The sequence below is a fragment of the Vibrio sp. McD22-P3 genome, assembly GCF_021568915.1.
Taxonomy (GTDB): Bacteria; Pseudomonadota; Gammaproteobacteria; order Enterobacterales; family Vibrionaceae; genus Vibrio; species Vibrio mediterranei.
On the sequence record NZ_JAKGTN010000028.1, the window covers coordinates 1 to 21,316 of the forward strand.

The following is a 21,316-nucleotide window of genomic DNA, read 5'->3' on the forward strand; positions in this document are numbered from 1 at the left end:
GTACCGTGAGAACTTTCAAACTGGAGCGACACACGAGGTTCGAACTCGTGACCTCAACCTTGGCAAGGTTGCGCTCTACCAACTGAGCTAGTGTCGCATTGAACGTCTTTCGTCGTTCAGGGCTGCGAATTATAAGAGCATTTTTTTGTGATGCAAGTCCTTATCAGCAAAAAAACCAACTTTTTTTTCGTTTGATGAAAAAGCACACAAAAATACGTTATTTTTCCGCCAGCTACAGCCCTAAACTTATCTTTTTAACAAATATTCGAAGATCAGATAGTAAAAATAGTCTCACGATAATATTTGAGTTCAGCAATAGACTCACGAATGTCATCCAACGCTAGATGGGTTCCTTGTTTAGAAAAACCATCAAGGACTTCCGGTTTCCAACGACGAGTCAATTCTTTTAACGTACTGACATCCACGTATCGGTAATGGAAATACTCTTCAAGTTCCGGCATATGTTTGTAGAGAAAACGTCGGTCTTGACCAATACTATTGCCACAAATCGGTGATTTTCCTTTTGGTACCCATTGCTCTAAAAACGTGATGGTTTGTTTAATGGCTTCCGCTTCATCATACTCACTGTCTTTAACGCGAGCCACCAGCCCACTTGCAGTATGGGTATTAGTGCACCAATCATCCATTTTGGCCAACTCTTCATCCGATTGGTGAATGGCAATTACTGGGCCTTCAGCAAGAATGTTTAACTCGCTGTCCGTCACTATACTGGCGATTTCGATAATTTTGTGTTGCTCAGGATCCAGTCCTGTCATCTCCAAATCAACCCAGATCAAGTTGTCATCACTGAAAGACATAATGCCCTCGTCTATTTGTTTTCTGCTAAAAGAGGTACTATACCGAAATTAAATTCAGTAACCCAAATGGTTTGATGCAAATTGCATCATTGAAATATCGTGGCGAAAAAGAAAAAACTAACCAAAGGTCAGGTGCGTCGTGTACGCAGCAACCAAAAGAAAAAACTGGCAAAGGAAGAAACGGTCCAGTGGGATGAAACCATGCTTGGTGCAGTCAAGCAGGGGCTTGTTATCACGCGTTTTGGGCAACATGCCGATATTGAAGATCTCGAAACTAAAGAAATTCACCGCTGTAACTTAAGGCGCGGCATTGAATCTTTGGTGTCTGGCGATCGCGTTAAATGGCGAGTTGGCCTCGAATCTATGCATGGTATTTCTGGCGTTGTAGAAGCTGTAGAGCCACGAACCTCAATGCTAACTAGACCTGACTACTACGACGGTCTCAAACCCGTAGCAGCAAACGTTGACCAAATGGTGATCGTCTCTGCTGTAGTGCCAGAGTTGTCTTTAAACATCATTGATCGCTATTTGATTGCCTCTGAAACATTAGAAATCGCGCCACTTGTGGTTCTAAATAAAATAGACCTACTTCCAGAGCAAGATCGCGAGACGTTTTACCAACTTTTAGATGTCTACAAGAACATCGGTTACAAAGTACTGTTGGTCAGTAAGGAGAGTGGCGAAGGCATCGAAGAGCTCGAGGCCCACCTAAAAGACAAGATCAATATTTTTGTTGGTCAATCTGGTGTCGGCAAATCAAGCTTGGTTAACGCCCTAATGCCAGAACTCGATGTAGAGGAAGGTGAAGTTTCCACTAACTCTGGTTTAGGCCAACACACCACGACAGCAGCAAGATTATACCATTTCCCATCAGGCGGCGATCTTATCGACTCTCCAGGGGTACGTGAGTTTGGCTTGTGGCACTTGGAACCAAATGAAGTCACCGAAGCATTTGTTGAGTTCAAGCCCTATCTAGGTGGTTGTAAGTTTAGGGACTGTAAACACCTCGATGATCCTGGTTGCATTCTTCGCGAAGCGGTAGAAGAAGGTAAAATCGACCAAGTACGCTTTGATAACTACCATCGAATTATCGATAGTATGAGCGAAGGCAAAGCGAACCGACAATATTCAAGAAACAAAAAAGCCGATTTGTGATAACCCTAGAACATGGGCGAGATTAACACTCTGACCGTGTATCATTCACAAATTGCTGACATTTAGGGCGAATTACATTAGTATCTCGCGCCCTGAATTAATAACACTCAATTAATGTTGGAATAGTAAACAATGGATAAGATTAAAGTTGGACTGCAATACTGGATACCTCAGCACGGCTTGACCCGTTTGGTAGGTAAACTGGCATCAGCAAAAGCAGGCGGTCTAACAACAGCGATCATTCGTTGGTTTATCAAGCAATATAACGTCAATATGGACGAAGCTTTGCACGCAGATCCGGCTCACTTTAAAACCTTCAATGAGTTTTTTGTGCGTGAGCTGAAACCAGGAATGCGTCCAATTGCTGAAGGTGAAACGGTGATTTCCCATCCTGCAGACGCATGCGTGAGCCAATTTGGGCCAATCACAGATGGTAAGCTCATCCAAGCGAAGAACCACGACTATACCGCGCAGGAGCTACTTGGTGGCAGTGCTGATTTAGCGGCTGAATTTGCTGAAGGCGAATTTGCGACTCTCTATCTATCGCCTAGAGACTACCATCGAGTGCACATGCCATGCGATGGCACCTTGCGTCAGATGATTTATGTTCCAGGCGATCTGTTCTCTGTAAACCCATTGACAGCCGAAAATGTACCAAACCTATTCGCCCGAAATGAGCGCGTTGTGTGTATTTTCGATACTGAGTTTGGACCAATGGCTCAAGTACTGGTTGGGGCAACAATCGTGGGCAGTATTGAGCTTATCTGGGCTGGCACAGTAACACCACCTCGCGGTAATACTGTTTACACCTGGGACTACCCTGCAGAAGGTGATAAGTCAGTCGTACTGAAGAAAGGCGAGGAGATGGGTCGCTTCAAACTGGGTTCAACGGTCATCAACTTATTTGCTAAAGACAGCATTCGCTTTGATGACAGCATGCAGAATAACGCGCCAACGGTTATGGGCACCCCATACGCTCATCAGCAAAACCAAACGGAAAGTGTGTTACAAGACGACGAATAACAAACTTAAACGGTGCCTAGGCACCGTTTTTTGTTTAGATGATATAACGACACTTCACTTTAAAATCCCGTGATAAATAGCCATTCAGATTTTGACGCAAAGCAAAACACCTTACGAATCTTCCCTCGACTTTTCAAAACTTTAATACCAGTCTAAGACCCCAAGTAGAATATCTTTTAACCTAGGTGCAGTTTAAATATCCACCATGGTGACCGCCCCTATGCCGAAGATACATACTGGGACACTCATAAAGCTATTCATCTGCTTTTTAGTGCCGTTAGGCGTCCTGATGATGCCTATTGATTGGATTCCGATTGATGACCTCACGCTGATTCAGCACCGATTATTAGCCATCTTTTTACTTGCCGCTTTGCTATGGGTACTCGAGCCAGTACCAGTCTTTGCCACCTCAATTTTGATCATTGCGCTTGAGTTGATCATGATTTCTGACAAAGGACTTCACTTATTCCGCACGCCACCAGCAGGTCATGAACTTGGTGAACTGATGGCTTACACCGATATTTTCAGTGCCTTCTCATCACCTATTATTATTCTGTTTATGGGCGGCTTCGCGCTTGCGATCGCCGCTTCAAAATACGAACTTGATAACAACCTAGCTCGCGTACTACTTAAACCTTTTGGACAGCAGCCTAAGTTCATTATGCTGGGGTTAATGTTGATTACGGCTGTGTTCTCAATGTTTATGTCTAATACCGCAACAACAGTCATGATGTTAGCCCTTCTCGGTCCTATCGTAGCCTCAGCACCCAAAGGTGACTTGGGTATCAAAGCTTTAGTGCTTTGTATTCCGATAGCCGCCAACACCGGGGGGATTGCCACTCCGATCGGAACACCACCAAACGCTATCGCGCTGCAATATCTTACTGGTGAAAACACGATTGATTTCTTGCAATGGATGATGATGGGACTACCGTTTGTCATCGTTCAGCTCACATTAGCTTGGTTCCTACTACAGAAACTGTTTCCATCTTCTGAAGACAAAATGGTGCTCAAACTGGAAGGCGCTTTCCAGAGAAACTGGCGGGCTATGGTTGTCTATGTCACCTTTGCCACAACGATACTACTATGGATGACCACCAAGCTTCATGGCATGAATACCTATGTAGTTTCTATCATTCCACTTGCTGTATTTACGCTAACAGGCATCATGGGTAAAGATGAACTGAAGCTCATTAACTGGGACGTACTTTGGTTAGTCGCGGGTGGTATCGCCATTGGGATTGGTTTGGATAAAACCGGACTGGCCGCAGCATTAGCGCATGCCATTGATTACGAGTCCCTCTCTCCATTTGCTGTCGTGATTACGCTGTCGATTGTCTGTTGGTTAATGGCTAACTTTATGTCCAATACCGCAACCGCAAACCTGTTAATGCCTATCGCGGCGGCAATCGGTGCATCAATGGAAAGCTTAGCCAGCATTGGCGGTTTACAAGGGTTGCTCGTGGTGGTCGCATTCTCAGCATCCCTCGGTATGATTTTGCCAGTGTCCACACCACCAAACTCCTTGGCGTACTCAACCGGGCTTATAGAAAGTAAAGACATGGCAAAAACCGGTCTTATCATTGGTGTAATCGGCCTGCTCATAGTCTATGCAGCAACGCTCATCCTCACCTGATCATAGGTGAATGAGATCCTCTTGCTTACAAGTAAGAGGATTTCATTGCAGTTTTCACCGTGCCATAGTAAAACCTAATGAATTAACAGGGATAATACACGTTAGGGATAACAATGGGATTTGAATGGCTGGCGTTGATCGCCGCTTTTTTATGGGCGGTATCTAGCATTATTTCCGTCACCCCGGCCAAGCATCTAGGATCCTTTTCCTATAGTCGCTGGCGCATGGGTTGTACCGCAATCATACTCTCCACGATGGCTGCCATTACTGGTGGCTGGTCAAGCGTAGAAGCCAGTCATATTACACCGATGATGCTCTCTGGGCTTATTGGTATCTTTATAGGTGATACCGCCCTGTTCGCCTGCCTAAACCGTATGGGGCCGAGACAAGCAGGGCTACTATTTTCCTGCCACGCCGTGTTCTCGGCGGTATTAGGTTACTTCTTATTTGCAGAAACCATGACATCGTTAGAATTGGTCGGCTCCGCTTTAGTTTTCTCCGGGGTTGCTACGGCTATTTTCTTTGGGCGACGTGGGAAGAGTAACCATAAAGCCAGCGAACTCGAAACCATCAAAGGTAATGTGTGGTTTGGTGTAGGACTTGGTATCACCGCAGCCTTGTGTCAGGCTCTTGGTGGAATTATTGCCAAGCCCGTGATGCAAACTTCAGTGGACCCTGTCGCTGCCTCTGCCATACGTATGATCACCGCTTTTATCGCCCATAGCTTGTTTCTATTTACCGGGGCTCGACACGCTAAGAGCATTAACCCTATTACTTGGTCGATATTTGGTATTACGGCACTTAACGGTTTCTTAGCGATGGCGGTAGGCATGACGCTGATTCTGTTTGCATTGCAAACCGGAAATGTGGGGATGGTCGCTTTGCTTTCTTCGACCACGCCGATTATGGTGCTGCCACTACTTTGGTTGTACACCAAGCAGCGCCCCAATAAATATGCTTGGTTAGGTGCCCTATTAGCTGTCGCGGGCACCAGCATATTGGTCAGTTAAGCGCGCGGGAACGGAAACGCAACCACTTCATCAATATGTTTTGCACCAAGTGCTAACATAATGAGGCGGTCAATACCTAAAGCAACGCCAGCACATGCAGGAATGCCTGACTTTAGTGCATCTATTAAATGGTAATCAATTGGCTGCTGAGGAAGTCCCATTTGCTGACGCTTACGATTATCCTCTTCAAAGCGAGCTAATTGTTCGTTTGGGTTGTCTAGCTCATGAAAACCATTCGCTAGCTCTATGCCCTTAAAATAGACTTCAAATCTATCCGCAACACGCTCATCGTTTGGATTGACCTTAGCCAGAGCAGCTTGTGAGGCAGGAAAGTCATACACGAACGCAGGAACGTCTTGGCCGATCTTGGTTTCGACTCCCATGCTAAAAAGCAATTGCAATAGCGTATCTCGATCTTGTTCTTTATCCGCAATATCACTTAGCCCTAAGCTTCCAGCCGCCGTTCGGAGTTCTGGCATACTCGCTACTAGCGGACACACTCCTAAGTGGGTCATAAACGCCTGTTGATATGTCATTCGCTCAGCGCCATCACACGCCAACACCATCCTTAACAGTTCATCCATTTCATCCATTAACTGGTGGTGGTCAAAGCCTTCGCGATACCACTCAAGCATGGTGAACTCAGGGTTGTGGTAGCGACCGCTTTCTTCATTGCGGAATGCTTTATTGATTTGATAAATAGAGCCACTGCCCGCCGCCAACAAACGCTTCATATGAAACTCAGGACTAGTCATAAAATACAGCTTACGACCATCCGCATAACCCGGCCCAACAAACTCCGTTTGGAACGTATGTAAATGGATATCTGTCACGGTCGCATGACTCATAGCAGGCGTATCCACTTCCATTACATTCCTTGATAGGAAAAAGTCTCGTATTGAATGGATTATTTGCGCTCTTTTTTTCAGCAAAGCCACAGATGCTGTAGGCTGCCACTCATTGCAAATCATAATTAAACTCATTAGCTCTGTTTATTGATAATTATACGATTGTGGAGATTTCTACTCAATAACGCGTGATTTTAATCACACATCATATAAATACTATGCTTCTCTTTGCATTTCCGGAGCAAAAACCTAACTCAATCAATTTTTTTGCCATACAGCTTATCTAATATAAAACCTTACTCTATAAAAGCTTACTTAAGCATTTAATTATAACTCGCGAGCTAACTCGCTCTCACACACTGGAGGATAACTGTGAAAACAATTACCACAGATATCGCAGTCATCGGCGCAGGCGGCGCCGGTCTTCGTACTGCCATTGCAGCAGCAGAAGCAAACCCAGAAATGGAAGTTGCTCTGATTTCTAAAGTCTACCCAATGCGTTCACATACTGTGGCCGCGGAAGGTGGTTCTGCAGCTGTAATCAAGGATGAAGATAGCCTAGATAACCACTTCAACGATACTGTTGGTGGTGGTGACTGGCTTTGTGAACAGGATGTTGTCGAATATTTCGTAGAAAATGCCACACGTGAAATGATCCAAATGGAACAATGGGGTTGCCCATGGAGCCGTAAGGAAAATGGCGAAGTTAACGTTCGTCGTTTCGGTGGTATGAAGGTTGAACGTACATGGTTTGCCGCTGATAAAACCGGCTTCCATATGCTACACACTCTGTTCCAGACTTCGATGAAGTATGAGCAAATCAAACGATTTGATGAATACTTTGTGGTTGACCTACTTGTCGTTGAAGGCGAGGTTCAAGGTCTGATTGCTATTCATATGTCTGAAGGTGAACTGGTTACCATTAAAGCCAAGTCTGTTGTGCTTGCAACAGGTGGCGCTGGCCGTGTTTATCACTGTAATACCAATGGCGGTATCGTAACAGGTGACGGCATGGCGATGGCCTATCGTCATGGTGTACCACTACGTGACATGGAGTTTGTTCAATATCACCCAACCGGTCTTCCTGGTACAGGTATCCTGATGACAGAAGGCTGTCGTGGTGAAGGTGGTATCATCGTCAACAAGAATGGTTACCGCTACCTACAAGATTACGGCATGGGTCCTGAGACACCAGTTGGCCAGCCAAAGAACAAATATATGGAACTGGGTCCTCGTGACAAAGTGTCACAAGCGTTCTGGCACGAACAGCAAAAAGGCAACACGATCAAGCATCCACTTGGTGATGTTGTGCATCTAGATCTTCGCCACCTTGGTGAAGAGTATCTACAGGAGCGTCTACCGTTTATCTGTGAGCTTGCAAAAGCTTACGTGAACGTTGACCCAGCGAAAGAGCCTATTCCAATCCGTCCTACCGTTCACTACACCATGGGTGGTATTGAAACCAATGGTCAATGTGAAACACGTATTCAAGGCCTATTTGCTGTGGGCGAATGTGCTTCTGTTGGTCTGCACGGTGCTAACCGCCTAGGCTCTAACTCTCTAGCTGAATTCGTGGTATTTGGCCGTGTTGCAGGTGAACAAGCTGTAGAGCGTGCCAAAGCGTTTAAAGGCTGGGATGACGCTGCTATCGCACAACAAGTTGAAGCTGTTGAAGCTCGTATTGCTGCACTAATGAACCAAGAAGGCGATGAAAACTGGGCTGAAATCCGTACTGAAATGGGTCACACCATGGAAGCGGGTTGCGGTATTTACCGTCAAGAAGATCTAATGCAAGCCACGCTTGATAAGATTGCTGAGCTCAAACAGCGTTATAAGAAAATCAGCATCAAAGACAAAGGTAAGGTGTTCAACACTGACCTTCTTTATGCCATTGAAGTGGGTTATGGACTTGAAGTTGCAGAAGCTATGGTTCACTCCGCTATCCTGCGTAAAGAGTCACGTGGCGCACACCAACGTTTAGATGATGGTTGTACTGAGCGTGATGATGTGAACTTCCTTAAGCACTCTCTGGCGTTCTTCCAAGAGGATAACGCGCCAAGCATCGATTACAGCGATGTGAAGATCACTAAGTCTCAACCTAAAGCGCGCTTATACGGTGAAGCAGCAGAAAAAGCTGCCGCGGCAGAAGCGAAAGCATCTCAAGATAACAGTGCGGAGGAGCAAGCATAATGTCAGCTAATCGTATTCAGAAAGTTGAGATCCTGCGTTATGACCCAGAAAAGGACTCAGAACCTTACTTCCAAACATTTGAAGTTCCGTTTGATGAGACCATGTCTGTACTTGATGCGATTGGTTACATCAAAGATCACCTAGATAAAGATCTGTCTTACCGCTGGTCTTGCCGTATGGCGATTTGTGGTTCGTGCGGCATCATGGTGAACGGAGTGCCTAAGTTAGCTTGTAAAAGCTTCCTTCGTGACCATCAAAATGGCCTGAAGATTGAGCCTTTGGCTAACTTCCCTATCGAGAAAGACCTGATTGTCGATATGACGCCGTTCATCGAGCGCCTTGAAGCTATCAAGCCATACATCATCGGTAATGATCGCAAACCAGAAGATGGTACCAACATCCAAACACCTGAGCAAATGGCGAAGTACAAGCAGTTTGCTGGCTGCATTAACTGCGGCCTCTGCTACGCGGCCTGCCCTCAGTTTGGTCTAAACCCAGAGTTCATCGGTCCAGCAGCACTAACACTTGCTCATCGCTATAACCTTGATAGCCGTGACAATGGTGCCGCAGAGCGTATGAAGATGATCAACGGCGAAAACGGTGCTTGGGGCTGTACGTTTGTGGGCTACTGCTCTGAAGTCTGCCCGAAGAACGTTGACCCAGCTGCAGCGGTTAACCAAGGTAAAGTGGAGTCTTCTAAAGACTTCGTCATTGCAATGCTAAAACCACAGGAGGCGTAGAATGAGTAACAGAAAACCTTATGTTCGTGAAATCAAACGCACGTGGTGGAAAAACCATCCATTCTATCGCTTCTATATGTTGCGTGAAGCGACGGTACTGCCTCTTATTCTATTCACTATCTTCCTGACTTTTGGTTTGGGTGCATTAGTGAAAGGCCCTGAGGCTTGGCAAGGTTGGCTGGAGTTTATGGCAAACCCTATCGTCATCGCGATTAACATCGTGGCACTCGCAGGCAGTCTATTCCATGCTCAAACTTTCTTTAGCATGATGCCGCAAGTTATGCCGATCAAGCTGAAAGGCAAACTGGTCGAAAAGAAAACCATCGTTCTTACTCAGTGGGCAGCGGTAGCCGCTATCTCACTAGTCGTTCTCATCATTGTATAAGGAGTGAATCGTGATTAATCAAAACCCAAAACGCTCTGACGAACCAGTATGGTGGGGACTATTTGGTGCAGGTGGTACTTGGTTTGCCATGATTACACCAGTAACGGTACTTGTGCTTGGTATTCTAGTGCCAATGGGCATTATTAGCCCAGAAGCGATGAGTTATGAACGTGTCGCAGATTTTGCTACAAGCATCATTGGTGCCCTATTCATCATAGCCACATTAGCGCTTCCAATGTGGCATGCGATGCACCGCCTGCATCACGGTATGCACGATCTGAAAATCCACGCGGGCGTAGCAGGTAAAATCGCTTGCTACTTCTTTGCAGGCTTAATCAGCGCACTGTCTGTTATCTTCATCTTTATGATCTAAGCAACAGACACAACCCTCAAAGGCAGTGATATCGCTGCCTTTTTTATTGCCAGTTTTTTTGTGACTCAGCATTTAAGAAGACAAATGCTTACACGCAGAACCCAACTCTCTCTATACAATCCGCGCCGCTTGATAATAAAAAAGAGATGTAATAATGAAGAAGTCTATTTGCGCACTGCTTATTTCTAGTGCACTTTTTGGGTGTGGTTCTACCGTTAATATGACCACATCAGATGCCGTGGCAGCTCAACCAAAACTGATGCTTAAAACGGATGGTACATTTTGGGGCTTTGGTCCTGAGGGCAGTTTTGATCTTGCCGGATTGTATCAAGGTAAATACTCGCGCAGTGCTTCCACTAGCTCTTGGTTCAATACCATTAATACCAAAGAAGGAGAGATGGTTGCAGAGGTGACCCGCAAGGATAACGGTAAAACTTGGACGCTCGTTTGCAGTGGTGGCGGTACCAGCGTCGACCTTGGCAGCTTCTCGTTCGGTGGTAACGGTCCCTATGTTTGTGAGATCAGCGAAAATGGTAAGTCGGTTGGTGAGTATCAAATGGCCAGAAAGTCGGAAGCTATTAGTTTGTCGACAACTAAAAAAGAAACTGGCTTCATTCGCTTAGACAGTACCCATTTTAACGTGGAATCCATCCACGATGGTGAAGGCTTAATGATGAGTGTCGATAACCCACTTGGTTATAGTTTTAGCCGTGGTAGTATCGAGGTAGCCGCAGCACAAATCAACGGCGCTATTACCTTACAAACCTTAGCCAATCTGCCTAAATCAGAAATGGACACCTTAGCGCTTGGCACCGTAGCCAGTGCTTTAAGCTGGCGACCACAAGAGTAATACCTCTTCCATTAAAAAAGGTCGCCTAAGTTATATACAGTGACATAAAAGGTGTATATTGTGTACAAAGGCAGGGAGTTCTGCCTTTTTATTGAAAGGCGAAGATGTAAAGTATATAGTAAATAATGTGTATTCAATGTATAGGAAAGCATGGTTTGTCATCAGTAAAAGTCAGAGCAACGGTTGTAGAAGACAATACGGGCATCAAAAGCCAACTGCCTATTTTACTAACTGAGCAGGGAGAGTTAAGTACGGTCACGGACTACCTGCTCAAGCTAGAGGCGAACGGTGTGAGTAATTCCGTCATGAATGGTTTTCTTCAAGCGGTGTCCTTGTTACTGGATTACATGGAAGCTAATAAGGAGTTGTTTGACGACCCTAAGCTGCTTTTCCAGGCCTTTTCTAAGCGGTTGTATTCAGGAACGATTGGTGAGGATGGGCTTGACCCATCAGGGTTGTATTGGATACCCAGCTCGACCAGTAACGTGAATAAGCACATTCATCGACTAACGGCATTCACCGATTGGCTGGCAGACAAACAAGGTTCTGCGTCAATGAATCCCTTGCGGGATGCCACACCTCATGAACAGCGATTAAATTATGCCGCATGGTATCGAAAAAACCAAAATGATTTTCTCGGTCATATCGAAGATAAGACCGTTAATAAAACCATCCGCAAGGCGCGAACCATCAAGGGGCGCACACCGCTCACCAAGACCGAAGATGATGCTATCGCCTTTCCTGAAAAGCACTGGAAAGATTTTTATATGAATGGCATTGGTGGTGCAAGTGACCCACGAGTGGCACTCAGGGACAAACTAATACTCCTACTCATGCATGGTGGCGGGTTACGCGAAAGTGAGGCTTTAACGCTTTGGGTCACAGATGTGTTTGAAGATCCCTATAACCCAGACAGTGCTATCGTTCGAATTTACAATGAAGTCGATGGTAAAGCTCCAAGTGACCCTGAAGTTCGCTCTAAAAATAAGAATAGAGAAACGTACTTAAAAGAAAAGTACGCACGTATCCCCCGCCGACACATGAAAGGCACGGCTCACCTCGGTTGGAAATGTCGTGTAGTTGACCACAAAGATAATTACATACAGGTTCAATGGTTTCCAACTGACTATGCTAAAGTGTTTATGTCACTTTGGAAAAACTATCAAAAGTACCGCGCCAGCATCGACTGCCATCACCCTTATGCGTTTATTTCTTTTCATCACAGCGCTATTGGAAACCCATACACCATCAACGCTTTTCATGATAATTACGCCAATGGCTTGAAGCGCCTTGCTTTAGAGCCGAACAAGGCAGAAGGCTTAGACCCTCACGGGCATAGACATAATTACGGTAGACGCCTCAAGCGAGCAAAGGTTGACCCGCTAATTCGAAAGCGATGTCTTCACCATAAAAACTTGGACTCACAACTTCCTTATACTGGTTCAAGTCAGCAGGAAGTCTCTGAAGAACTAACCCAAGCCACACAACAACTGGCAAACTCTGCATCTAAAGCTAAAGCACTCGACTGGAAAGCACTGGTTGAACATGGCTTTGACGACATCGATCCACAAGGCTACTTCACTGGCAGGCATCCAAAATTGAGAAGTAAATAATGGCAAAAAAAAGTAGAAAACAGGACGGGCGCTCATCAGATTTATCCTTCTCTTGGATGCTCACAACACTAGGTATGGAATGGCAACAATGGCAAGAGCTGGCAGTGGCGTGGATTGCTACACAACAAAGTGGGCTAACCCATAAAAGGCGTGCTTTGCAGCGTTTTTTTGAACAATACATCAAAGAAAAGGCACCTTATGCTGTTGATATAAGATTGTTTTTTAATGGTCACAATGGGCATGTCTGTAACAGTTATGAGTACATTCAAGTAATAAAAGATAACGGATTAAATGATTTCAGAGCACATTGTGATTATGTCAAAATCTGCCATGATTTTATAAACTTCATTATTGAGGATAGATTTTCAGAAGTAGACGACCACGGACGAGAGACCTCTCTAGTCGTGAATCCATTTGAAATAGTCAAGAAAACACACAACCCTACTGAGACCGTCCGCAACCCTTTGCCTTATCGTTATATTCAAAACTTGCGCCAAATCCTCTGCCCGTTACCTGATAAAACCGAACTTGCGGTCATCAAGCAAAATCTTAAGCAAGGTGAACCCCTGCTTCCTGCTTACCACTATCGTCATTTCAAGAACTGGATATGGGCGCAGCAACAGACAGGACAAGGAAAACAGGGCGGTGATTGGTTTGAGGTTGAGCCTGAGTTGATTGACCAAACCGACCCTGACTGCGTGTGGCGCACCAAAAAAGTGACTCGAAAAGGTGAGTTAATCACCCTTCACCAAATCTGGTCACCTGTCAAAGCAATGGTAATTTTCATGAAGTTGCACCTACCATTGCGTACCTATCAGGTGCGCATGCTAGACAGCGGCGAGGCCGATACATGGCGCTATGAAAAAGGTCAATGGGTAGCGAACACTAGGCATGACTTCGCACTCGGCAGTGACAAGCGTCCATTCGGAAAAGGCATCTTCCGCCGTATTCACGATGCAATGACAGGGCTGTATTCAACGGGTCTATACATCAACACCAACAAGACTGCCGACCAGAACAAAGACGAACTAGATCGTGGTTATATCATTCCGTGGCAAAACAAAGAATTATTGTACTGGCTGGAAAAGCTGCGCAACTGGCAAGAAAAATACAACCCCATAAGACAACCGACTGATTGCACCACATTAAAGGATGCCCACATTGGTTTTAAAAAGTCTAAAAAGCAGCTAGAAAGCATGGGTGAAATTACCTTTTTGTTTCGTGATGCATCTGCAAAGGGTGAGGATAAACATAAGCCAATTCAAGATGCCACTAGGCTCAAGACATTCTGGTATCAACTCCTACTGACATTAGAAGACCAACTGGCAGAGCAAGGCAATACGTTGGATAGCGGTGAGCGATTGAGGTTGGTAGTGGAATACCCTGAAGGCACATCAGAAGCGGCTAAGGTATCCACGTTCTTTCCTTTACACAGTTTGCGCGTCTCGCTTATCACAGCATATACGATGGACACGCAATTGCCACTGCCTGTTATTTCTAAGTTGTTAGCAGGGCATACACGCCTGTTAATGACCATCTACTACAACAAGATTACCCCATCGGTGATGGCTGAGAAGATGAACGAAGCGCATAGTGAGTTGGATGCAAAGTCAAAACAATCGATACGCAACTTCCTCAAAGATGCTGCAATGGAGCAAATTAAGTGCAAGATGGTGTATCACAGCGAGGATAGCGTTCAAGCAGCACTGGTTAGCCGCAACCCGATTGGTTGGGAGGAACGCTCCTGTGGACTGTGCTTGGTCGGTGGTAACTCTGTGAAATCTGATGAAGTCAGTACTCTTGGTGGCTGCTGGAATGGTGGTGCGTTAATTAATGATGCAAAAGCGGCTGCTAACCGTATTTATGCTAGCGTGCCACATGGCTCTGAAAACTGTATCCGCTGTCGTTGGTTTATTACCGAAGCACGATACTTACCTACACTTAATGCGCACTTCAACCAACTGAGCTATAAAGCGCATCAGGCAGCTAACTTGTCAGTTGAAATTGAGAGTGGGCTAGAAGAACTAAAAGATGAGCAGTTCTTCAGTGAAGAGCAAGGTAAGCCGTTTATCAAATACGATGAATTGCAAGCTCTACAGCGCCGCTATGAAAAACAACAAGTCGAAGCCGATGAATACGCAAAAGACTGGATAGCATGTTTTGAGCTGATTCAGAAAATCATCCGAGTCGAAGAAGCCAGAAATGACGATGACACCAAAGATAAACTGATTGCGGTTGGCTCTGAGCAAGATGTCAGCCATGCCTTGAAATTTATCGAAACTGATTCAGAGTTACTGCATCTATCACTGCTTTGTGATGACGCAGAGTTCTACCCTGATTTACAGGACGAACTGCGTAAAACACCTGCTATTGAAAAGCGTTCACGCAAGCTCAGTCGTGTTCTAATGAAAAAAGGCTTCGAGCCGATTTTCATGGAAATGGACGACAAACAGCAACTTATTGCCGCCAATGCTATGCTGCGGCAAATGGCGAAAATCGCTGACCCTGACGACAAGCTCGAAGGCTACCGCAAGGTATCTAATTACATCGAAGCGGGTGAGTACCTGACCGACAACAAGCTGTTCTCTGAGGGCATTCATGCTCTGACTGATAAAACCATTCACCTAAATAGTATCGCACTACCGAACTTATTGGAGGACTAATGGAACTCGATATTGATGCCATTCTGGCTGACTTAAAAGAAGGCAAGGTGCCTCGCACTCAGCAAAATCTCGATAAGCTCAACGACACACTGAAAGCCTATGCAGAATCAGGTCAGAGAGACTTCTCCATCACGCAAATTGGTCGAATTTCTGCTGAAAATGGTGGTTTGGCCTATGAAGCCATCCGAGCGACCCGCAACAAGCACTACCGAACACTCATTGAGGCGTGGGCGGCAAAGCACAACACCAATACCAAAAAACCGCTATCCAACACCTCACGGTCTAAATCCATCCCTACGGATAATAAACTGTTAGAGCGCATCCCAGACCCTGCGGTACGCGCCTTGTTTGGGCAAATCATTGCCGAACGCAACCGTTACCGCAAAGAGGTTAATTTGCTCAAGCAACACGCCAATATTACCATCGACAAACGCCCTGTACGTCAGTTTGACAACACCGCAGAACCAAGCGTGGAAGTGCTGCCATCCCTATCAGGCGTACTCACCGAATCAGAGAAAAAAGCCTTAGTGTATGCCATTTCTGATGAATGTATGGAAAAGAACGACTGGCAATATACTCAAGCGGGTCAGGTAAAAGACATGGAATACAACAGCGAAGTATTCCCTAGAGGCTTTGTCACAGGGCTTCGTAAGCTATTGGGTGAGGTAGATGACTAATGGCAAGTGGGCAGCAGAAAGCGCAACAAAACCTTGAGGCATTTGAGGTCTGGAAAGCCACACAGACGGACGATGAGTTTAAACAAATCGTGTTCAGAGGCCAACTTAATCGTATTGAAGTGGCAAAGGGTATTGGTTGTGGGAAATCGGCTTTAAACCAAAATCCTGCCCTCAAGAAAGCACTCAAAGCCTTAGAAGATGAGCTGCGTGGTAAAGGTGTCCTGCCACCATTGACCGACACTGCCAAGAAGAATGAGGGCAAACCTCAAGCCTACGACAACACAGCAAATCGAAAGCTTCTCGATTCAAAGCGGGTGTCGTCATTAGAAGCTGAGAACATTGAATTGAAAGCCAAGGTCAAAGAGCTTGAAAAGCGACTTGAGCGCTTTGGTGAGCTATCTGAAACCTTATCTGAAATGGGGTTGATGCCACGATGAATAGCGCTTTGCATGAAGACCAAATGCGTGTGACTAGTATCCCTTATCGCTCGACCAAGATAGTGATATTCAGCGGTGTACCATTGGCGAAAGACTCTTACAAAACCAATAGTGGGAAGTATTACATCACGATCAAAGCCGACCCCGATAGCATCCCTGTGCTTCCAACGCTGGGCCAGCACTGGTCAGTCAAAGGCGCTCACCAGATAGAAAATATGGAGATGGGTGATTATGTAATGCAGCAGCACACGTATGAATCACCCAAGCATATTGAATGCACGCTGCCCGAAACTGGCGAACAACTGATACGCTTTATCGCCAAAGAAAATGACTTCAAGGGCATTGGTGAAAGCAAAGCTAGGGCGCTCTGGCAGCTCTTGGGTAAAGACTTCCATGCCACACTACGATAATGATACCCCAGTCTAGAAAGCGTCTGACATCGATTCTGAGTGACGATTCAGTGGAAGCGCTCTTTAAGGGGTACGCCAAATATAAAAATCTGGCATATTGCAACTGGATGAGCGAGCACAACATCCTCGCCAGTGTGCAGCAACGACTGCTCAAACATCACGGTGAAGCCTCCATAGCGGTAATTAAGGATAACCCCTATGCTCTGATGGGCTTTGGTCTTTCATTCAGTGCCATTGAAGATATTATCAAGGTAACGGATTTTAAGAGCGATGTTGCGCAGGATGACCCAAGAAGGCTCAGCGCTGCTCTGGAAATGGCGATTCGTAAGGAGATTGAAAAAGGTCACACCTATACCTCTCATGCCAATATGCGCCCTTATCTAAACGAGCTACTGAAAGACAAAGCACTAGTCACTCAGGCGTTACAATCAGGTCATGATAAAGCTCAGTACATTTTAAATCCCGACACAGGAGCCTACTATCCAACTGCGCAAATTCTGATGGAAAGTGTCGTTGCCAAGCGGCTAAATACACTGATTAAGCGAAATGACCTGTTTGACGAAAACGCCAATGCTGCATATCGCTCTGTGGCTGCGGAGCTTCCCTACGAATTAACCCCTAAACAAATCGAAGCCGTCACAACATGTCTGGATAATTCGGTAAGCTGCATTACGGGCGGTGCAGGAACAGGCAAGACAACGGTGCTCAGAACGGCTCTCAGGGCTTACCATCAACTTAGATTTGAAATACACGCCGTTGCGCTCAGCGGTCGCGCTGCAATGAGACTTCATGAGTCTATCGGTTTTGTTACCTCAACCATTGCCAAGTTGCTGCGTGAAGACCCCGTAGAACCCAGTATCGATAAACCCAATCACCTACTGGTGATTGATGAGGCAAGCATGATTGACTTGCCAACCATGTATCGTCTTGTGAATCACATTCACCCCTCTGTGCGATTGATATTCACTGATGACCCCGACCAACTTCCCCCCATCGGGTGTGGAAAGGTATTGGCAGACATCGTTGAAGCAAAAACGGTGGCTAATACGATGTTAGATATTGTCAAGAGACAGGAAGGGTCAACGGGTATCACCGAATACTCAAAGCTCATCAATCAAGGTGTGGCGCCTAATCGATTAAGTACGGGAGCAATACACTTTCACGAAACCAGTAAAACAGACATTGCCAAAGTCTGTTGTGAGCTTTACCAACATAGTCCTGAAAATAGTCGCGTCATGGCTCCAACCAAGGCACTCGTATCAGAAATCAATAAACTCACCCAACAAGCCGTTAACCCAGATAGCACAAACCTTGAGTTCGAAATCAATGGTGATAAGTTCATTTCGCCCCTTCGCATGAATGATGCGGTGTTATTTACCCAGAATCATTACGACAAAGGTATTCAGAACGGCTCACTTGGCACACTAACCAGTGTCAAACCTTCTGGTGATAGTTACGGTGAAGTGACGCTAGATACAGGCGAAAAGGTCGAGGTAACACAGTCCGTTCTCGACCGCATGGAATTGGGTTACGCAATCACCCTACATAAAGCTCAAGGGTCACAGTTTCCATGCATCATCATCGCTCTGAAAAACGGAAGAATAGTAGATAGAGCATGGCTATATACGGCAATCACGAGAGCTGAAAGGGAAATCCATATCGTTGGTAGTAGCGATGATATGAGGCAGATCACCGAAGCGCCTAGCCACTCCCATAAGCGGAATAGCTACTTGAAAGAGCTGTTACGGTAGCTATTTCAAACACGAAAATGCCCCAATAAATTACTTAGACTAAATGCTCTACATAATTTAGGGGCATGCACTTTCCTTAGCAAAACTAATCCGAAGTAAGATAAGTAGTTTATGCTGATTTTTAGCTATGGGTTAAACCGAACTCAGTTTACTTAACCCACATTGGTTTAGATGCGCCATTAGGTTCCCCACTCCAAGTGGGATGTAATTTTAAATTAGAAAAATCAATCTGTAATGGCAGGAAAGTCATTTCACCCAAAGGCCCATGCGGAGTTGTTATTGTTGGTAACTTAAACTCATCTCTCAGTGTTGCCGCTAATCCTGGGTTGTCCAGTACAGATTTTGGCAATGCGTTAAGGTCATTACGATCAAACAATCCGAATTCTTGCACCCAATCGCAATTACGTGAGAGAGAAACTCTGATATGAAAACCTCCACCTTCAGTTTCTCTTCTTTGAAGTGTATCTACAATACCTATCGATGCTTCTATGGCACACATTACATCGTTTAGCAAGTAAGTTGGTGGATTAATGGGTTCATCCATAGAACCTTCATTAGAACTAAAACCTGTTACTGACTGTCCATGTTGTTCAAAACCACCATGTGTCTTCCATGGGCCTGAAGTACCATAAGCCGTAAAATCAACATAAATGAGACTCGGGTTGATACTGTGTAATTTCTCTGGTGTGATTCCCATGCTTTCCATATTGAGGTATGAGTTGATAAAAACATCAGCCTCTTTAATTAGATCAAAAAAAACATTTCTTTTGTCTTCGTCTTTTAAGTTAAGCCACGCGCTATGTTTGCCCCCAATCGTTTCCATTTCCATTGCTACAGGGTTCGTATAATGAGGCGGCAAAATTCGAAGAACTTCAGCTCCAGCATCAGCCATATAACGACCACATAGTGGGCCAGCAAGAATATGAGTATTGTCGATAATCTTAACTCCTGAAAGAGGCCTTTGTGGGTTTGGTGTGAATGGAGTAGGCTTCGTTTTGGTTAATTTATCAATCTGAATCAAATTGTCTCGCATGGTATGTTTATATTGTTCAGAGCTTTTCCACTCTTCACGGCTTCTCACCATTGCGATCGCACCATCTACAGCTAAAATGGCTTTTTCTAAATCCATAGCATTCCACTCTAAACACGCTTTAGAGAATGCTTTGTGTGTTGCCTCTGTCTTAAGAACTGAGCATGTTTTTTGTCGAAGAGAAGGTGTGGAACAAACTATATATACCCAACGCCCGTCTTTACATTCGAAAAAATCGGTTGTTTCAACAAGTCCTAAATCTTCATACGGTACTTGAACCCCATTTTGTTTATTGTAAAAAATCGAAGCTAACTGTACTACAGCACGATCGACATCAATATTCACATCTTCTACTTGATTAGTTCTCTTTTCCCATATTGAGGAAATTTCCATGCCAAACAAAGCGAGTAAAATAGCTGTCGAGTCACCAATATGATGAGGTGAAGCTACTATAGGATCTTGACCTTTAATTTGTACATTGCCTTTAAAGGCATCTTTTGTTAAATAAAGTGTTTCTAGTATTTCATCAAGCTTTGCTTGCATTACGTTGTTCATCGTTTGAGTCTCCAACTATATTATCGACTATTAAATAGTAGCTCACTCGATCAAAAGCTTCTGTTTTTGTAACAACTTTTAGTAAACAGCAAGTAAAGAATATAGCTTTAAGTTCTTAAACGTAAGCGCATCATAAACCCCGCATTTTAATCACCAAGCGACTTTGCCATACCTAAAGTTATCCGCATCTGCCTAATTTAAGTGATTACTCTAAATGACTTTTGTCCAAAAGCGAGTTATGGAGGTTCTTCTACGAGCGTGATACCGATGGTCAAGGAAAATCATAAATGCCTAGCGAGTAGTGAGCTGTGCGAGCATCAGGAGTGGCTTTATTATTTTACTTTACCATCATGTCCCTTAAATATCCTTTTGGCAGGGTGATGGTTTCACGCAGTGATGCCATCGCCTTGCTAAGCCTTTAGGGATAAAAAAGCGTACACACTAGTATACATAGTGTGTATGCTTTGCGCATCAGAAAGAAGCATTACCAGCAAAGAGCCTCCACTCACTCACTCATAAATAAACACGATTTTTACTATATACTCCCTAAGCGACCTTTCTTCATACAGCAAAGAGTAAGCTTACTTAACGCGGCCTACGTACTCACCTGTACGAGTATCAACTTTAATTACTTCACCGATTTGGATGAATAGCGGTACACGTACAACAGCACCTGTCGTTAGTGTTGCTGGTTTACCACCAGTACCCTGCGTATCACCTTTTAGACCTGGATCGGTTTCAGTTACTTCTAACTCAACAAAGTTAGGCGGAGTCACGGTAATTGGGTTACCATTCCAAAGAGTAATCATACAAGTGTTGTTTTCTACCAACCATTTCGCGTTATCGCCAACAGCTTTAACTTCCGCAGCGATTTGTTCGAATGTTTCGCTGTTCATAAAGTGGTAGAATTCACCATCTGTGTATAGGTAATCTAGATCGATGTCCATCACGTCTGCAACTTCAACAGTTTCGCCAGACTTGAAGGTTTTCTCTAGAACTTTACCAGACAGTAGCTTACGAATTTTTACGCGGTTGAATGCCTGACCTTTACCTGGCTTCACGTATTCGTTTTCTAGAATTACGCAAGGCTCGTTATCCAGCATTAATTTAAGGCCGCCTTTAAATTCATTCGTGCTAACAGTAGCCATTGTA

At 44.9% G+C, this 21,316-nt stretch carries 19 protein-coding genes and 1 tRNA gene; 15 read left to right on the forward strand and 5 right to left on the reverse strand.

What is annotated here, in order from left to right; translation table 11 throughout:
• Window positions 1-21: 21 nt before the first annotated feature.
• Window positions 22-97: transfer RNA gene (locus tag L2W36_RS24010), tRNA-Gly, on the reverse strand.
• A 175-nt stretch (window positions 98-272) separates the two neighbouring features.
• A complete protein-coding gene (orn, locus tag L2W36_RS24015; RefSeq protein ID WP_006075671.1) occupies window positions 273-818 on the reverse strand; it encodes an oligoribonuclease in 546 nt (181 codons plus the stop codon).
• 99 nt (window positions 819-917) lie between these two features.
• Between orn and rsgA the strand changes: the two genes are divergently transcribed.
• The 4 genes from rsgA to L2W36_RS24035 all read left to right on the forward strand — a co-directional run bounded on the left by rsgA (window position 918) and on the right by L2W36_RS24035 (window position 5,642).
• Window positions 918-1,973 (forward strand): small ribosomal subunit biogenesis GTPase RsgA, encoded by a 1,056-nt coding sequence (gene rsgA / locus L2W36_RS24020; protein WP_124940538.1) that lies wholly within the window; start codon window positions 918-920, stop codon window positions 1,971-1,973.
• 132 nt (window positions 1,974-2,105) lie between these two features.
• Window positions 2,106-2,996, forward strand: coding sequence for an archaetidylserine decarboxylase (asd, locus tag L2W36_RS24025; protein ID WP_236111788.1), 891 nt, complete (start codon window positions 2,106-2,108; stop codon window positions 2,994-2,996).
• Window positions 2,997-3,216: 220 nt separating this feature from the next.
• A complete protein-coding gene (locus L2W36_RS24030) occupies window positions 3,217-4,632 on the forward strand; it encodes an SLC13 family permease (RefSeq protein ID WP_063604349.1) in 1,416 nt (471 codons plus the stop codon).
• Between the two features lie 113 nt (window positions 4,633-4,745).
• Window positions 4,746-5,642 carry a DMT family transporter gene (locus tag L2W36_RS24035; protein WP_038223789.1) on the forward strand — a complete coding sequence of 299 codons (897 nt, stop codon included), beginning with the start codon at window positions 4,746-4,748 and terminating at the stop codon, window positions 5,640-5,642.
• Here L2W36_RS24035 and epmA read toward each other — a convergent pair.
• Window positions 5,639-6,613 (reverse strand): elongation factor P--(R)-beta-lysine ligase, encoded by a 975-nt coding sequence (epmA, locus tag L2W36_RS24040; protein ID WP_082795553.1) that lies wholly within the window; start codon window positions 6,611-6,613, stop codon window positions 5,639-5,641. The genes L2W36_RS24035 and epmA overlap by 4 nt on opposite strands.
• Window positions 6,614-6,862: 249 nt before the next feature.
• Here epmA and frdA point away from each other — a divergent pair, with 249 nt between their 5' ends.
• The 11 genes from frdA (at window position 6,863) to L2W36_RS24095 (ending at window position 18,579) form a co-directional block, all read left to right on the forward strand.
• Window positions 6,863-8,680 (forward strand): fumarate reductase (quinol) flavoprotein subunit, encoded by a 1,818-nt coding sequence (gene frdA, locus L2W36_RS24045; protein ID WP_006075450.1) that lies wholly within the window; start codon window positions 6,863-6,865, stop codon window positions 8,678-8,680.
• A complete protein-coding gene (locus L2W36_RS24050; RefSeq protein WP_006075449.1) occupies window positions 8,680-9,420 on the forward strand; it encodes a succinate dehydrogenase/fumarate reductase iron-sulfur subunit in 741 nt (246 codons plus the stop codon). The genes frdA and L2W36_RS24050 overlap by 1 nt, the downstream gene beginning before the upstream one ends.
• 1 nt (window position 9,421) lies before the next feature.
• Window positions 9,422-9,805 (forward strand): fumarate reductase subunit FrdC, encoded by a 384-nt coding sequence (gene frdC, locus L2W36_RS24055; RefSeq protein WP_006075448.1) that lies wholly within the window; start codon window positions 9,422-9,424, stop codon window positions 9,803-9,805.
• A gap of 10 nt (window positions 9,806-9,815) precedes the next feature.
• Entirely contained in the window at window positions 9,816-10,178 is a 363-nt protein-coding gene (frdD, locus tag L2W36_RS24060) for a fumarate reductase subunit FrdD (RefSeq protein WP_006075447.1), read from the forward strand.
• A 154-nt stretch (window positions 10,179-10,332) separates the two neighbouring features.
• The gene (locus tag L2W36_RS24065; protein ID WP_236111789.1) at window positions 10,333-11,028 is read left to right on the forward strand and encodes a hypothetical protein; all 696 of its coding nucleotides are present in this window, start codon (window positions 10,333-10,335) and stop codon (window positions 11,026-11,028) included.
• A gap of 155 nt (window positions 11,029-11,183) precedes the next feature.
• Window positions 11,184-12,641, forward strand: coding sequence for a gamma-mobile-trio recombinase GmtY (gene gmtY / locus L2W36_RS24070; RefSeq protein WP_236111790.1), 1,458 nt, complete (start codon window positions 11,184-11,186; stop codon window positions 12,639-12,641).
• Window positions 12,641-15,304, forward strand: coding sequence for a gamma-mobile-trio integrase GmtZ (gmtZ, locus tag L2W36_RS24075; RefSeq protein WP_236111791.1), 2,664 nt, complete (start codon window positions 12,641-12,643; stop codon window positions 15,302-15,304). The genes gmtY and gmtZ overlap by 1 nt, the downstream gene beginning before the upstream one ends.
• A complete protein-coding gene (gene gmtX / locus L2W36_RS24080; protein ID WP_236111792.1) occupies window positions 15,304-15,981 on the forward strand; it encodes a gamma-mobile-trio protein GmtX in 678 nt (225 codons plus the stop codon). The genes gmtZ and gmtX overlap by 1 nt, the downstream gene beginning before the upstream one ends.
• Window positions 15,981-16,418: a VPA1267 family protein gene (locus tag L2W36_RS24085; RefSeq protein WP_101959606.1), complete on the forward strand. Its 438-nt coding sequence runs from the start codon at window positions 15,981-15,983 to the stop codon at window positions 16,416-16,418. Before gmtX ends, L2W36_RS24085 begins: the two co-directional genes overlap by 1 nt.
• A complete protein-coding gene (locus tag L2W36_RS24090; protein WP_236111793.1) occupies window positions 16,415-16,828 on the forward strand; it encodes a hypothetical protein in 414 nt (137 codons plus the stop codon). The genes L2W36_RS24085 and L2W36_RS24090 overlap by 4 nt, the downstream gene beginning before the upstream one ends.
• A gap of 107 nt (window positions 16,829-16,935) precedes the next feature.
• Window positions 16,936-18,579: an AAA family ATPase gene (locus L2W36_RS24095; protein WP_236111794.1), complete on the forward strand. Its 1,644-nt coding sequence runs from the start codon at window positions 16,936-16,938 to the stop codon at window positions 18,577-18,579.
• Window positions 18,580-18,727: 148 nt separating this feature from the next.
• Here the strand turns inward: L2W36_RS24095 and L2W36_RS24100 are convergent, their stop codons facing one another.
• Together L2W36_RS24100 and efp are read right to left on the reverse strand one after the other, a co-directional pair.
• Window positions 18,728-20,164, reverse strand: a complete 1,437-nt coding sequence (locus tag L2W36_RS24100; protein ID WP_236111795.1) for a CoA transferase — start codon at window positions 20,162-20,164, stop codon at window positions 18,728-18,730.
• Between the two features lie 581 nt (window positions 20,165-20,745).
• Window positions 20,746-21,312 (reverse strand): elongation factor P, encoded by a 567-nt coding sequence (efp, locus tag L2W36_RS24105; protein WP_006075445.1) that lies wholly within the window; start codon window positions 21,310-21,312, stop codon window positions 20,746-20,748.
• Window positions 21,313-21,316: the final 4 nt, after the last annotated feature.